Raw genomic sequence first — 13,452 nt, 5'->3', positions numbered from 1 at the left:
TCGATACGCAACGGTGACCCCGAGGACGGGTCGAGTACACCCGCGCTTCTGACACTGTTCTGTCATGGCACACCAAGCGACGCCGGTTCGCAGGGCCCGGCTGGGCAGGGCACTGGGTCCGCGGCCGACGGCGGTGAGCGGCGCGGTGCTCCTGCTCCCCGGCGGTGACGAGGTCTCCGGCCGCAGACCGTCGCCCCTGCTGGCGACCGCCTCCATGCGCGCCGTCGGACGCCGGCTGGCCCGCGCGGGCCGGGTCGAGGGCCTCGCCGTGCACGTGGTGCACTACCGCTACCGCGGGTGGAACGGCGGCGAGGCCCATCTCGCGCAGGACGCCACCTGGGCCGCCGAGGAGATCGTACGGCGCTACGGGGACGTCCCGGTCTGCCTCGCCGGTCTCGGGATGGGCGGCCGGGCGGGGCTGCGGGCGGGTGGCCACGAAGCCGTCAACTCCGTGCTGGCGCTCGCCCCCTGGCTGCCGGAGGAGGACGGCGCGGCGCCACCCGAACCGGTGAAGCAGTTGGTCGGGCGCCAGGTGCTGATCGTGCACGGCACGCACGACGGGCGGACGGATCCCGAGCTGTCGTTCCGGCTGGCGGCGCGGGCGAAGAAGGCGAACCGGGACGTGTGCCGGTTCGAAGTGCACACGGACGGGCACGGGTTGCACCAGTACCGGGACGAAGTCCTGGCGCTGGCTGAGGACTTCGTCATGGGGGCGTTGTTCGGGCGGGTGGTCTCGCGACCCGTGCGGGACGCGTTCGCAGCGCCGCCGCCGCTGGGGTTGCGGATGCCGTTGGCTTCGGGGTTCAGTCCTTCGAGGCGGTAGCGCCGCGGGGGTACTCGCTCGCCGGTGCGGGTCGTTCGTGGTTTGCCGCGCAGTTCCCCGCGCCCCTAGGTGGGCAACAAGCTGCCCCTCCTGGAGAGCAGGAACCTCTTGAAAGCCGCCACGGGAGGCGTGTCCGGGTGGCCCTCCAGCCAGGCCACGCCGATCTCGCGGGCCGCCCGGGGGGCCGTGACCGTCAACTCCACCACGCCGGGGCGCGGAAACGCCGGTGGAGGCAGGAGGGCCACTCCCAAGCCCGCCGCCACCAGGCCCCTCAGCGTTTCCGCCTCCTCGCCCTCGAAGGCGATGCGAGGCTTGAAGCCCGCTTCCTTGCAGAGGTCGTCGGTGATGCGGCGCAGGCCGTAGCCGGGTTCCAGGGTGACGAAGGTTTCGTCGGACGCCTCGGCGAGGCGGATGCGACGGCGGCCGGCGAGGGCGTGGTCGGCGGGGACGACCAGACGCAGCTTCTGCTCGTCCAGGCGGCGGGCCACCAGGTCGGGGGCGTCCGGCACCGGGGACGTCAGGCACAGGTCGAGCTCGCCGGCGCGGAGGCCTTCCAGCATGGCCTCGCCGTAGTTCTGGACGAGGCTGAAACGGACGCGCGGATGGTCGGCGCGGAAGGCGTGCAACAGACCCGGGACGGTCTCGGCGCCCATGGTGTGCAGGAAGCCGAAGGCGACCTTGCCGGTCGTCGGGTCGGCGTCGGCTCGCACCTCCTCGGCGGCGCGCTCGACCTCGGCCAGGGCACGTTCGACGGAGGTGAGGAAGGTGCGGCCGGCCGGGGTGAGGGAGACCGTGCGGCCGCGCCGGGCGAACAGGTCGACGCCCAGGTCCTGCTCCAGTCGGGCCATGGACCGGGACAGGGTCGACTGGGGGACGTTCATCTCCTGGGCGGCGCGGGTGACGTGCTCGGTGCGGGCGACGCCCGCGAAGTAGGCGAGGCGCGGGGCCAGCACCTTCGACATCTCCGCCCTGTCTTGTGTGTCACTGCTCGGTGACAGGCGGGCCTGTGAGCTCGGTTGATGCACCATGGGAACGATTATGAACGTTCCATGCATTGGACGGATGAGTGTGGCGTCCGTACGTTCGAGGCATGTCTCCCGCCAGTACCGGGGCGTCCACGATCGTGGGCGCCGCTGCCTCTGTTCCCACCGCCGATTCACGTGTCTCCCCGGGCGGCCCCGGCTACCGCCGGATGAGCTTCGCCCTCTTCCTCGCGGGTGTCGCGACCTTCGCACTGCTGTACTCCACCCAGGCGCTGCTCCCGCTGATCTCCGGCGAGTTCGGGGTGGCGGCGAGCGACGCGAGTTGGACGGTGGCCGCCGCGACCGGCGGGCTGGCGCTGTTCGTGCTGCCGATGAGCGCCCTGTCGGAGCGCTTCGGACGCCGAGCGGTCATGACCGCGTCGCTGGCCGTGGCCGTCACGCTCGGGCTGCTGGTGCCGCTCGCCCCCTCCCTCGGTGTGCTGATCGCGCTGCGGGCGCTGCAGGGCGCCGCCCTGGCCGGGCTGCCGGCGTCCGCGACCGCGTATCTCGCGGAGGAGGTCAGCCCGAAGGCGCTGGTCACGGCGATCGGACTGTTCGTCGCGGGCAACAGCGTCGGCGGGATGAGCGGCCGGGTCATCACCGGCTGGGTCGCGCAGGAGTGGGGCTGGCGGATAGCCGTCGGTGTCATCGGTGTGATCGCGGTGGCGTGTGCGGTGGCCTTCCGGCTGCTCCTCCCCGCCCCGAAGCACTTCAGGGCCGGTTCGCTGCGGCCTCGCGTCCTGGCCAGGACGGTCCGCGCCCACCTGTCCGACCCGTTGCTGTGCCGGCTGTACGCGATCGGCGCGCTGTTCATGACGGTCTTCGGCGGTGTGTACACGGTCATCGGCTACCGGCTGACCGAGGCCCCCTTCTCGCTGCCGCAGGGCATCATCGGCTCGATCTTCCTGGTGTACCTGGTCGGCACGGTGTCGGCGTCGACGGCAGGCCGGCTGGTCGGGCGGCTGGGCCGCCGGGGCGCGCTGTACGCGGCGGGCGGTACGACGACGGCGGGCCTGCTGCTGTCCCTGGCGGGCTCGCTCCCGCTGGTCCTGGCGGGCCTGGTCCTCATCACGGCGGGCTTCTTCGCGGGCCACGCGGTCGCCTCCTCCGCGGTCAGCAAGACGGCCACGCACGGCCGCGCCCAGGCCTCGGCGCTGTACCAGTCCGCGTACTACGTCGGTTCCAGCGCGGGCAGCACGGTCGGCGCGATCGCCTTCCACGCGGGCGGCTGGGCCGGGACGGTCGAGGTCGGACTCCTGGCGGTCCTGGGCGTCGTGACGATCACGGTCTTCGGCACCCGGGCGGCCCGGATGCAACGCCGTGAACTGGCCACGGCCGCCTGAGCCTGACGGCATCCCCCCTGGTCGGGACCGGTTGTCAGTGGGTGCGGATAACGTCCGCGCCGACTGATCACCGGGTTCGAGCAGGGGGGATGTCTCATGCAGTTCCGGGTCGACCGTACGGAGCTCGCCGACGCCGTGGGCCGGGCGGCTCGGGCGCTGCCCGGGCGGACACCGGTGCCGGTGCTGGGCGGGTTGCTGCTGGAGCCGGGCGCGGGGCGGCTGGCCGTGACGGGGTTCGACTTCGAGGCAGCGGTCCGGGTGGAGGCCGACGCGGAGGTCACGGCGCCCGGGCGGGTGCTGGTCCCCGGGCGGCGGCTGCTGGACGTCTGCCGGGTGCTGCCGGACGGGCCGGTGGGCTGTGTGCTGGAGGGCTCGCGGTTCACCGTGGAGGCGGACGGCACGCGCTTCGGGCTGTCGACGCTGCCGCTCGCGGAGTACCCGTCCCCACCCGCGCAGGCCGCGCGCTGCGGGACCGTCGACGCCGCGGCCTTCGCGACCGCCGTCGCCCAGGCCGCGGTCGCCGCCGGACGTGACGACACGCTGCCCCTGCTGACGGGCGTGCAGCTACGCCTCGACGGCGGGGCGATGACCTTGTCGGCCTCGGACCGCTACCGCTACGCGGTGCGGCGGCTCGAGTGGAAGCCGGAGGCCGCCGCCGGTGACGGGGTCGTGGAGATGCTGCTGCCCGCGCGGCGGCTGCTGGACGTGGCGCGGTCGCTCGGGCACGGCGGGGACGTGCGGATCGGATGGGAGTCCGGCGGGGGCGGCGGGCTGGTCGGGTTCGAGGGCGGGCGGACCCGGACCGCGCTGCGGCTGCTGGACGGGCGGCTGCCGGCGTACACGTCGCTGTTCGACATGGCGGGGGCCGCGGTCGCCGAGGTGGAGCGCGAGGACCTCGCGGAGGCGGTGCGGCGGGTCGCGGTGGTAGCGGAGGCGAACAGCCCGGTGCGGCTGGACTTCTCGGCCGGCGGATCCGTACGGCTGCGCGCCGGCTACGGCGACGACGTGGCGGACCAGCGGCTGCCCGCCACGCTGAGCGGCGCCGACGAGATGCCGGTGGCGTTCAATCCGGCCTACCTGCTGGACGCTCTGTCGTCCTTCGAGAGCCCTCGGGTACGGCTGGAACTGCTGGGGGCGGGGCAGCGGGCGCTGCTGCACGCGGTGCCGGGCGGCGGAGAGGCGGGGACGGCCCCGGCGGCCGGGGAGCACCGGCATCTGCTCATGTCCGTCAAGGAGCTCGTGTGAAGGCCCGTACAGCTGTCGGCGGTCGGTCTGGATCACCTGCTTCCACCTGCGGCTTTGTGCGCCCGGGGGGCCGTTGTCAGTGGGCTGCGGTAGCTTCCGGAGTGCTGGGGCGCGAAGGCGCGTGAACAGAACGTCCACAGGGGTGGGTGGAGATGGCGAACGGCACGGCGACACCGACGGACCTGGACATCAGACTGGAGGCACACCGAACCGAGCTGACGGGTTACTGCTACCGGATGCTCGGCTCCTCCTTCGAGGCGGAGGACGCGGTGCAGGACACGATGGTCCGCGCCTGGCGCAGCTACGACAGGTTCGAGGGCCGCTCCAGCCTGCGCTCCTGGCTCTACCGCATCGCGACCAACGTCTGCCTGGACATGCTGACCGCGGGCAACAAGCGCGCCCGGCCCATGGACCTGACCGAGTCCACCCCGCTCGCCCAGGCCGCCCTCTCCCCCCGACCGGACAACACCTGGCTGGAGCCCATGCCGGACGCCCGTGTGCTGCCCTCCACCGGTGACCCGGCGGAGGCTGCGATCGCCAAGGAGTCCGTGCGGCTCGCGTTCATGGCCGCTCTGCAGCAGCTCCCGGCCAAACAGCGGGCCGTGCTGATCCTGCGCGAGGTCCTGGCCTGGAAGGCCAGCGAGGTCGCCGAGCTGTTGGATACCTCGGTGGCGTCGGTGAACAGCGCCCTCCAGCGGGCCCGCGCCACCCTCGCCGAGCGGCAGGAGCCGGGCGCCGAGGCGGCCGTCTCCGACCCGCTGAACGAGGACCAGCAGAAGCTGCTGGACCGCTATGTGGCGGCCTTCGAGGGCTACGACATGACGGCGCTGACGGCTCTGCTGCACGAGGACGCTGTCATGACGATGCCGCCGTTCGACCTGTGGCTGACCGGCACGGGCGACATCACCGGCTTCATGACCACCCTCGGCGCGCCCTGCGCGGGCTCCCGGCTGGTGCCCGTCCAGGTCAACGGCCTGCCGGGGTTCGCCCAGTACAAGCCGGACCCCGAGAAGGGCGGCTTCACGCCGTGGGCGGTCCAGGTGCTGGAGATCTCAGACGGCCGGATCACCGGGTTCCACTGCTTCCTCGACACCCAGCGCTGGTTCCCGCTCTTCGACCTCCCCCTCCACCTCGAAGCGGAGACCGACCAGGGCCAGCAGGGCGCTTAGGGCCGGGTCGGGGTCCCGCAGCCGGATCCGGCCCCCGGCGCGGCGGGCGGCCAGCTGGAGCCTTGCCAGGAGGTCGACGGCGGCGAGGCCCGGCGGCCCCAGACCCGCGACGTCGCACACCACGACCCGGGCACCGCTGCCGTGCAGCAGTGCCCGGACATCGTCGCTGAGCCCTCTCACCTCGTCCCGGGTGACGGGGCCGGGCAGTACGAGCACGGGCGGTGTCATGGCGTCCACGATCGGTAGACCGGGCGGGCGGCTGTAACTCATCGCGGCTGTCCGTCCTGTCGGCGCCGTAAGGATCACATTGACCTGGGCAGCGCCTTCCCCGGAGGGTTGGCTGTATGCCCCAACGATCCGGCCCTGCCGCGCTGCCCGATGCCCTCGTAGCCGGTGGGGAGGCGCCGCCGTGCAGGGGGTGCTGAGCGGGTTCGCGGTCATCGCCGTCGTCATCGGCGTCGGCTATCTGATCGGCCGGCGCGGGTATCTGGGAGGCGGCGGCCGTGAGGTCCTGACGAGGCTCGCCTTCCACGTGGCGTCCCCGGCGCTGCTCTTCACGACCCTCGCGCAGGCCGACCTGTCGGTGATCTTCTCCGACCGGCTGCTGGTCACGGCGATGAGCACGGCAGCGGTGGCGGGAGTCTTCGTGGCGGTGGGCGCGGCGCGCGGCTGGGGCGTGGGCCGGACGACGATCGGCGCGCTGTGCTCCAGCTACGTCAACTCCGGGAACCTGGGCATCCCGATCGCCGTGTACGTGCTGGGCGACGCGTCGCTGGTGGCGCCGGTGCTGCTGTTCCAGCTGGTGGGTGTCACACCGGTGGCACTGACGGTGCTGGACCTGGCGAGCGGCGGGGAGAAGCGGCCCCTGTGGCAGCGACTGCTCACGCCGCTGCGCAATCCGATAGCGCTGGGTTCCCTGGCCGGGGTGGCGGTCTCGGCGTCGGGCCTCACGGTGCCGGGCCCGCTGATGGACCCCATGACCCTGATCGGCAACATGTCGGTGCCGGCGGTCCTGCTGGCCTTCGGCATCTCCCTGCGGGGCAGCTCGCTCCCGCTGCGCGGCGCGGAACGGGCCCCGGTGCTGCTCGCGGTGGCCCTCAAGTCGGTCGTCCAGCCCCTGGCCGCCTGGGCCCTCGCGGCGGGCGTCTTCGGCCTCCACGGGGCGTCCCTGCTCGACGTGGTGGTGACGTCGGCGCTGCCGGCGGCCCAGAACCTGTTCACCTACGCGAGCAGCTACCGGGTGGGCGAGGTCCTGGCGAGGGAGGCGATCCTGCTGTCGACGGTGCTGGCGGTGCCGGTGCTGGTGGTGGTTGCGGCGGTGCTGGGGTGACTCAGTTCCCGGCGAACTCGCCGGTGTCGAGTTCGAGGCCGAACGGCTCGGGCAGCGCGATGGGTTCTCCGAACTTGCCCGCGTCGAGAACCCGGTAGACATCCTGTTGCGGTTCGCCGTAGAGGGTGATGGTGGGGCCGCCGGGGGCCCAGCCGTCGATGAGCAGGTACAACGGCACACCCGCCTGGGCGTAGCCTGCGGCCTTCTTGATCCGGTCGTGCGCCGCATTCGACTTGGACGTGATCTCGACGATGAGTTCGGCGGCAGCCGCTGGGATGAAGTTGCCCCCCTCGTCACGCAGCACCTGCCTGGGGGCTACGGCGAGATCGGGAATGTAGAGCCCGTCACGGGACGGTACTGCCGTACCCAGAGTTTGGTAGATGCCCCAGTGCCGGGGGATGACCTCGTACAGGGCTCGCTGAACCAAGTCAGCGATGTCGTTGTGGGCGTTGGACGGTGGTGGTGCCACGGTGACGATCCCCTCGATGATCTCCACCTTGCAGCCCTCTGGCGCGTCCGTCTCCTGCCAGATCCGGACGAGGCCGTCCCACTCGTGCCCGTTGGCCGGCGTGTGGTCGACGGTGAGTGCGCTCATGGCGGTACTCCAATCAGTGCGTCACCGACTCCAGCATGCCGAACGGGATCGGCGAGGGTCCACCGATCCCGTTCACCCGTAAGTGGAAACCCCAGCTCAGGCGATGCGCTCCAGCACCACCGGCGACGCCGTGAAGTCGGTTCCCGGGGCTGCGATGTCGTAGGAGCCCTCGATCGACTCCAGGGCGTACTCGAAGCGCTCGGGGGTGTCCGTGTGGAGGGTCAGCAGGGGCTGGCCCTCGGTGACCCGGTCGCCGGGCTTGGCGTGCAGCTCGACGCCCGCGCCCGCCTGCACCGGGTCCTCCTTGCGGGCCCGGCCCGCGCCCAGGCGCCAGGCCGCGACGCCGATGCCGTAGGCGTCGAGGCGCGTCAGGACGCCCGAGGCCGGGGCCTTGATCACATGCTGTTCGCGGGCCACCGGAAGCGTCGCGTCCGGGTCGCCGCCCTGGGCCGCGATCATGCGCCGCCAGACGTCCATCGCCGAGCCGTCGGCCAGGGCCTTCGCCGGGTCGGCGTCCTTCACCCCGGCCGCGTCGAGCATCTCGCGGGCCAGGGCGATCGTCAGCTCGACCACGTCCGCCGGACCGCCGCCCGCCAGTACCTCCACCGACTCGCGGACCTCCAGGGCGTTTCCGGCGGTCAGGCCGAGGGGCGTGGCCATGTCGGTGAGGAGCGCGACCGTCTTCACGCCGTGGTCGGTGCCCAGGCCGACCATCGTGGAGGCCAGTTCACGGGCGTCCTCGATGGTCTTCATGAAGGCGCCGGTGCCGACCTTCACGTCCAGGACCAGCGAGCCCGTGCCCTCGGCGATCTTCTTGGACATGATCGAGGAGGCGATCAGCGGGATGGCCTCGACCGTGCCGGTGACGTCCCGGAGGGCGTACAGCTTCTTGTCGGCGGGGGCCAGTCCGTCGCCCGCCGCGCAGATCACCGCGCCGGTGCCGTCCAGCACCGACAGCATCTCCTCGTTCGACAGCAGGGCGCGCCAGCCGGGGATCGACTCCAGTTTGTCCAGGGTCCCGCCGGTGTGGCCGAGGCCGCGGCCGGACAGCTGGGGTACGGCCGCGCCGCAGGCGGCGACCAGGGGCGCCAGCGGCAGCGTGATCTTGTCGCCGACGCCGCCCGTGGAGTGCTTGTCGGCGGTCGGGCGGGACAGGGACGAGAAGTCCATGCGCTCGCCGGAGGCGATCATCGCGGCCGTCCAGCGGGCGATCTCGCGGCGGTTCATGCCGTTCAGCAGGATCGCCATGGCGAGTGCGGACATCTGCTCGTCGGCGACCTCCCCGCGGGTGTACGCGTCGATGACCCAGTCGATCTGCGCGTCGCTGAGTTCACCGCGGTCCCGCTTGGTGCGGATGACGGAGATGACGTCCATGGCCATGGCTTGGCTTCCTTCCGAGGATTCCAGAAGCCGCACGGCCCCTCTGAGCCGGTCGCGTGAGCAACTCAGAGGGGCCGCACGGGGGTTACTTGCTGAGGTGCTCCGGGCCGAAGGCCTGGGGCAGCATCCGGGACAGCGGCAGGATCCCCGCCGGGGTCTCCAGCAGGAGGTCCGGGCCGCCGAACTCGTGGAGCAGCTGGCGGCAGCGGCCGCACGGGACGAGTGTCTCGCCGTTGCGGTCGACGCAGGTGAAGTGCGTCAGACGGCCTCCGCCGGTGTTGTGCAGCTCCGACACCAGACCGCACTCGGCGCACAGGCCGAGTCCGTACGAGGCGTTCTCGACGTTGCAGCCGGAGACGATCCGCCCGTCGTCGACCAGGGCCGCCACGCCGACCGGGTATCCGGAGTAGGGGGCGTACGCCCGGGACATGGCGTCCCGGGCCACCGCACGCAGCTTCTCCCAGTCGACGGCGGAACCGGCGTCGGTCACTTGCCCTGCCCCTTCCGGTACGGCATGCCGTTCGCCCTCGGCATCCGCAGCCGCTGTGCGGACAGGGCGAGGACGACCAGGGTGATGACGTACGGCGTGGCGGAGACGACCTGGTTGGGGACCTCGTCGGTGTTCGCGTACCAGGCGAACACCAGGGCTCCGGCGATCAGGGTCGCCACGGCCGGGACGTACTTCTTGCGGACGGCCAGCCAGATGGCGCCGATGATCAGCAGCAGCGCGCCGAGCAGCAGCAGGGCGTGGACGTTGGCGGAGCCGCCGCGCAGGTTGAGGCTGTCGGTGTAGCCGAACAGGCCCGCGCCGAGGGCGAGGCCGCCCGGCATCCAGTTGCCGAAGATCATCGCCGCGAGGCCGATGAAGCCGCGTCCGCTGACCTGGCCCTCCAGGTAGAAGGGGTTGGCCACGATGGACAGGAAGGCACCGCCGAGGCCGGCCAGACCGCCGGAGATGACGACGGCGATGTACTTGTACTTGTAGACGTTGACGCCGAGGGACTCGGCGGCCACCGGGTTCTCGCCGCAGGAGCGCAGGCGCAGGCCGAACGCGGTGCGCCACAGGATCCACCAGGTGGCGGGGATCAGCGCGACGGCGATCAGCGTCAGCCAGGACACGTTGGTGACCAGGCCGCCGAGCAGGCCGGCGATGTCCGAGATCAGGAACCAGCCGTGGGCGTTGAGGTCCCTCAGGGCGTCGGACAGTCCGGGGACCGTGAAGTTCCCGAGGGATTCCACCGCCGGGGACTGCTTGGCGGAGCCGCCGGTGTGGCCCTCGAAGGCGAGGGGGGCGAGGTAGCGGGTGGCGCCGAGGGCGAGGATGTTGATGGCCACGCCGGAGACGATGTGGTTGACGTTGAAGGTGACGGTCACGAAGGCGTGCAGCAGACCGCCGATCGCACCGCCGGCGATGCCCACCAGGACACCGGTCCACGGGCCCCACTGGAAGCCGGCCCAGGCACCGAACCAGGTGCCGAGGATCATCATGCCTTCGAGGCCGATGTTGACCACGCCCGCGCGCTCGGCCCACAGGCCGCCGAGACCGGCGAGGCCGATCGGCACGGCGAGCTGGAGCGCGGTGGACATCTGGCTGACGTTGGTGATGCCGTCGGCGCCCGTGATGATGCGGACGATCGAGGTGAGCGCCAGGCCTCCGGCGATGATGAGCAGCAGGACGGGCCACGACAGGCGGCGGCCGGTCGGCGCCGCGGGCTGCAGCGAGGGCTGGTTGACGTCGGTCGCGGTGGTCATCGGCCAGCCACCTCCTTAGTGTTCTGGGCGCCGAGGACGTGACCGGCGGCGAGTTCGGCACCGACACGGCGCTGCTGGCGGCGCAGGCCCCATTCGCGGACGGCCTCGTAGGAGACGACGACCGAGAGCACGATCAGGCCCTGCATGATGACCGCGATCTCCTTGTCGTAGCCGTGGAAGTCGAGCTCGGGCGAGGCCTTGTCGAGCCAGGCCCACAGCAGGGCGGCGAAGGCGATGCCGACGGGGCTGTTGCGGCCCAGCAGTGCGATGCCGATGCCGAGGAAGCCGATGCCGGTGGGGAAGTTCAGGCTGTAGGTGTGGGTGTCGCCGAGCAGGATCGGCAGGCCGGCGAGGCCCGCGATGCCGCCGGAGATCAGCATGGCGCTGAGCACCATGCGCTTGGGGTCCACGCCACTGGCCGCGGCGGCGCTCTGCGAGGCGCCGGAGGCGCGCAGGTCGAAGCCGAAGCGGGTGCGGTTGAGGACGACCCAGTAGCCGATGCCGAGCAGGACGGCGAGCAGCACCAGGCCGTAGATCTCACCGGCCGCGCCCATGGGGATGCCGGGGATCCAGCCGGACTCGTGCATCTCGCCGGTGGTGTTGTTGTTGCCGACCTTCACACCGAAGACGTCCGGCAGCCACAGGTAGGCGATCACGGAGGTGGCGATCGCGTTGAGCATGATCGTGGCGACGACCTCGCTGACGCCGCGGGTGACCTTGAGGACGCCGGCGATGCCGGCCCAGAAGGCGCCGGTGAGGACGGCGGTCAGGAGCAGCAGCGGGACCTGGAGGACGGCCGGCAGAGCGACGTGGGCGCCGACGATCGCGGCCAGCATCGCGCCGAGCTGGTACTGGCCGTCGACGCCGATGTTGAACAGGTTCATCCGGAAGCCGATGGCCACCGAGAGCGCCGCGATGTAGTACATCGACGCCTGGTTGATGATCAGGACCTGGATGTCCGAGAAGCCGAGCTGCTCGAACATCAGGGCGTACGGCTCGACCGGGTTCTGGCCCGACGCGATCAGCACGATCGAGGTCAGGGCGAAGGCCACGGCGAGCGCGATGACCGGTCCGGCCACCGCGAGGAGCACGCGCTCCCTGTCGAACTTCTTCATCAGCGGGCCTCGTCTTCCGGAGACTCGGGGGCGTCGCCCTTCGAGATCTCGGGGGTCTCTTCGTGCTCGAGGTGCCCGGTGGCGGCACCGGTCATGGCCGAGCCGAGTTCCTCGGGGGTGATGGTGGCCGGGTCGGCGTCCGCGACCAGCTTGCCGTTGTAGATCACGCGCAGGGTGTCGGACAGGCCGATCAGCTCGTCCAGGTCGGCGGAGATCAGCAGGACGGCCAGGCCCTCGCGGCGCGCCTCGCGGATGTGGTCCCAGATGGCGGCCTGGGCACCGACGTCCACGCCCCGGGTGGGGTGGGCGGCGATGAGGAAGCGCGGCTTGTGGCTCATCTCGCGGCCGACGATCAGCTTCTGCTGGTTGCCGCCGGACAGGGAGGCGGCGGTGACGTCGATGCCGGGGGTGCGGACGTCGTACTCCGTCACGATCCTGCGGGTGTCCTCCTGGGCCGCCTTCGGGTCCAGCCAGACGCCCTTGGCGAGGGGCTTCTCGGTGACGTGGCCGAGGATGCGGTTCTCCCAGAGGGGCGCCTCCAGGAGGAGGCCGTGGCGGTGCCGGTCCTCGGGGATGTAGCCGATGCCCTGCTCGCGGCGGCGGCGGGTGGGCCAGGCGGTGATCTCCTCGTCGGCGAGCCGGATGGTGCCGGTGTCGGCGGACCGCAGGCCGATGAGGGCGTCGACGAGCTCGGTCTGGCCGTTGCCCTCGACGCCGGCGATGCCGAGGACCTCGCCCGCGTGGATGGTGAAGCTGATGTCGTCGAGGAGGGCCTTGCCGCCGGGGGCCGCCAGGCGCAGCTTGTCGACGCTGATGACCGGGCGGTCGGTGACCGTGGACTCGGCCGTCTCGGGCGTGGGCAGCTCGCTGCCGACCATCATCTCGGCGAGCTGACGGGGCGTCGTCTCGGCGGGGACGGCCGTGCCGACCGTGGTGCCGCGGCGGATGACGGTGATCTCGTCGGCGACGGAGAGCACCTCGCCGAGCTTGTGGGAGATGAAGATGACGGACAGGCCCTCGGCGCGCAGTTCGCGCAGGTTGACGAAGAGGGCCTCGACCTCCTGCGGCACGAGCACGGCGGTCGGCTCGTCGAGGATGAGGGTGGTGGCGCCGCGGTAGAGGACCTTGAGGATCTCCACGCGCTGGCGGGCGGCGACGCCGAGCTCCTCGACGAGGAGGTCGGGCTTGACGTCGAGGCCGTAGCGCTCGGAGAGTTCCTTGATCTTGCGGCGGGCCTTGGCGCCGATGCCGTAGAGCTTCTCGCTGCCGAGGACCACGTTCTCCAGGACCGTGAGGTTGTCGGCGAGCATGAAGTGCTGGTGGACCATGCCGATGCCGCGGACGATGGCGTCGGCCGGCGACGAGAAGCTGACCTGCTCGCCGCCCACGGCGATGGTGCCCTCGTCCGGCTTCTGCATGCCGTAGAGGATCTTCATCAGCGTCGACTTGCCGGCGCCGTTCTCGCCGACGAGGGCGTGCACGGTGCCCTTGCGGACGGTGAGGTGGATGTCGTGGTTGGCCACGACACCGGGGAAACGCTTGGTGATCCCGGCGAGTTCGACGGCGGTCACCGATTCGTTGACCGCCGCTCCGGCCGGAGGGCTGCTGGACGCGTTGATGGCGCACTCTCCTGGGGACGGGGGCCGTCTACGCGCGTAGCGCCCCTACGGCATACAAA

Annotated in this window: 13 protein-coding genes; 5 read left to right on the top strand and 8 right to left on the bottom strand. The window is 71.6% G+C overall.

Going from position 1 to position 13,452, the window contains the following annotated elements; translation table 11 throughout:
* Positions 1-64 precede the first annotated feature (64 nt).
* Positions 65-823 (top strand): alpha/beta hydrolase, encoded by a 759-nt coding sequence (locus ACFY9S_RS10420; protein ID WP_391125313.1) that lies wholly within the window; start codon positions 65-67, stop codon positions 821-823.
* Between the two features lie 65 nt (positions 824-888).
* Here ACFY9S_RS10420 and ACFY9S_RS10415 read toward each other — a convergent pair whose 3' ends face one another.
* Positions 889-1,851, bottom strand: a complete 963-nt coding sequence (locus ACFY9S_RS10415) for a LysR substrate-binding domain-containing protein (RefSeq protein WP_391125310.1) — start codon at positions 1,849-1,851, stop codon at positions 889-891.
* A 62-nt stretch (positions 1,852-1,913) separates the two neighbouring features.
* On the opposite strand from ACFY9S_RS10415, the gene ACFY9S_RS10410 reads away from it, so the two are divergent.
* From ACFY9S_RS10410 to ACFY9S_RS10400, 3 genes are all read left to right on the top strand, one after another.
* On the top strand, positions 1,914-3,188 hold the full coding sequence (locus ACFY9S_RS10410; protein WP_391125308.1) for an MFS transporter: 1,275 nt from the start codon (positions 1,914-1,916) through the stop codon (positions 3,186-3,188).
* A 96-nt stretch (positions 3,189-3,284) separates the two neighbouring features.
* Positions 3,285-4,433 (top strand): DNA polymerase III subunit beta, encoded by a 1,149-nt coding sequence (dnaN, locus tag ACFY9S_RS10405; protein ID WP_391125305.1) that lies wholly within the window; start codon positions 3,285-3,287, stop codon positions 4,431-4,433.
* Positions 4,434-4,585: 152 nt separating this feature from the next.
* Positions 4,586-5,602: an RNA polymerase subunit sigma-70 gene (locus tag ACFY9S_RS10400; RefSeq protein WP_391125302.1), complete on the top strand. Its 1,017-nt coding sequence runs from the start codon at positions 4,586-4,588 to the stop codon at positions 5,600-5,602.
* On the opposite strand, the gene ACFY9S_RS10395 is transcribed toward ACFY9S_RS10400, so the two are convergent.
* Complete coding sequence (locus ACFY9S_RS10395; protein WP_391125300.1) at positions 5,486-5,872, bottom strand: STAS domain-containing protein; 387 nt, start codon at positions 5,870-5,872, stop codon at positions 5,486-5,488. The genes ACFY9S_RS10400 and ACFY9S_RS10395 overlap by 117 nt on opposite strands.
* 139 nt (positions 5,873-6,011) lie before the next feature.
* Here ACFY9S_RS10395 and ACFY9S_RS10390 point away from each other — a divergent pair, with 139 nt between their 5' ends.
* The gene (locus ACFY9S_RS10390) at positions 6,012-6,932 is read left to right on the top strand and encodes an AEC family transporter (protein WP_391125297.1); all 921 of its coding nucleotides are present in this window, start codon (positions 6,012-6,014) and stop codon (positions 6,930-6,932) included.
* Between the two features lies 1 nt (position 6,933).
* On the opposite strand, the gene ACFY9S_RS10385 is transcribed toward ACFY9S_RS10390, so the two are convergent.
* From ACFY9S_RS10385 to ACFY9S_RS10360, 6 genes are all read right to left on the bottom strand, one after another.
* Positions 6,934-7,527 (bottom strand): Uma2 family endonuclease, encoded by a 594-nt coding sequence (locus tag ACFY9S_RS10385; RefSeq protein WP_391125294.1) that lies wholly within the window; start codon positions 7,525-7,527, stop codon positions 6,934-6,936.
* Between the two features lie 96 nt (positions 7,528-7,623).
* Positions 7,624-8,907 carry a thymidine phosphorylase gene (locus tag ACFY9S_RS10380; RefSeq protein WP_391125291.1) on the bottom strand — a complete coding sequence of 428 codons (1,284 nt, stop codon included), beginning with the start codon at positions 8,905-8,907 and terminating at the stop codon, positions 7,624-7,626.
* A gap of 85 nt (positions 8,908-8,992) precedes the next feature.
* The gene (locus ACFY9S_RS10375) at positions 8,993-9,397 is read right to left on the bottom strand and encodes a cytidine deaminase (RefSeq protein ID WP_391125289.1); all 405 of its coding nucleotides are present in this window, start codon (positions 9,395-9,397) and stop codon (positions 8,993-8,995) included.
* The gene (locus tag ACFY9S_RS10370; RefSeq protein ID WP_391125286.1) at positions 9,394-10,659 is read right to left on the bottom strand and encodes an ABC transporter permease; all 1,266 of its coding nucleotides are present in this window, start codon (positions 10,657-10,659) and stop codon (positions 9,394-9,396) included. Before ACFY9S_RS10370 ends, ACFY9S_RS10375 begins: the two co-directional genes overlap by 4 nt.
* Entirely contained in the window at positions 10,656-11,774 is a 1,119-nt protein-coding gene (locus ACFY9S_RS10365) for an ABC transporter permease (protein WP_391125283.1), read from the bottom strand. Before ACFY9S_RS10365 ends, ACFY9S_RS10370 begins: the two co-directional genes overlap by 4 nt.
* Complete coding sequence (locus tag ACFY9S_RS10360; protein WP_391125280.1) at positions 11,774-13,345, bottom strand: ATP-binding cassette domain-containing protein; 1,572 nt, start codon at positions 13,343-13,345, stop codon at positions 11,774-11,776. Before ACFY9S_RS10360 ends, ACFY9S_RS10365 begins: the two co-directional genes overlap by 1 nt.
* Positions 13,346-13,452: the final 107 nt, after the last annotated feature.

The organism is Streptomyces sp. NPDC012474, from assembly GCF_042955185.1.
GTDB classification, from domain to species: domain Bacteria; phylum Actinomycetota; class Actinomycetes; order Streptomycetales; family Streptomycetaceae; genus Streptomyces; species Streptomyces cahuitamycinicus.
Note: the sequence above shows the minus strand (reverse complement) of the source record. Positions and strands in the feature narration are given on the sequence as shown.

Excerpts from the sequence above, each read along its gene's own strand:
- ACFY9S_RS10395 (WP_391125300.1), bottom strand. The coding sequence starts at position 5,872 with ATGAGTTACAGCCGCCCGCCCGGTCTACCGATCGTGGACGCCATGACA.
- ACFY9S_RS10410 (WP_391125308.1), top strand. The coding sequence starts at position 1,914 with ATGTCTCCCGCCAGTACCGGGGCGTCCACGATCGTGGGCGCCGCTGCC.
- dnaN (WP_391125305.1), top strand. The coding sequence starts at position 3,285 with ATGCAGTTCCGGGTCGACCGTACGGAGCTCGCCGACGCCGTGGGCCGG.
- ACFY9S_RS10370 (WP_391125286.1), bottom strand. The coding sequence starts at position 10,659 with ATGACCACCGCGACCGACGTCAACCAGCCCTCGCTGCAGCCCGCGGCG.
- ACFY9S_RS10365 (WP_391125283.1), bottom strand. The coding sequence starts at position 11,774 with ATGAAGAAGTTCGACAGGGAGCGCGTGCTCCTCGCGGTGGCCGGACCG.
- ACFY9S_RS10400 (WP_391125302.1), top strand. The coding sequence starts at position 4,586 with ATGGCGAACGGCACGGCGACACCGACGGACCTGGACATCAGACTGGAG.
- ACFY9S_RS10380 (WP_391125291.1), bottom strand. The coding sequence starts at position 8,907 with ATGGCCATGGACGTCATCTCCGTCATCCGCACCAAGCGGGACCGCGGT.
- ACFY9S_RS10385 (WP_391125294.1), bottom strand. The coding sequence starts at position 7,527 with ATGAGCGCACTCACCGTCGACCACACGCCGGCCAACGGGCACGAGTGG.
- ACFY9S_RS10415 (WP_391125310.1), bottom strand. The coding sequence starts at position 1,851 with ATGGTGCATCAACCGAGCTCACAGGCCCGCCTGTCACCGAGCAGTGAC.
- ACFY9S_RS10420 (WP_391125313.1), top strand. The coding sequence starts at position 65 with ATGGCACACCAAGCGACGCCGGTTCGCAGGGCCCGGCTGGGCAGGGCA.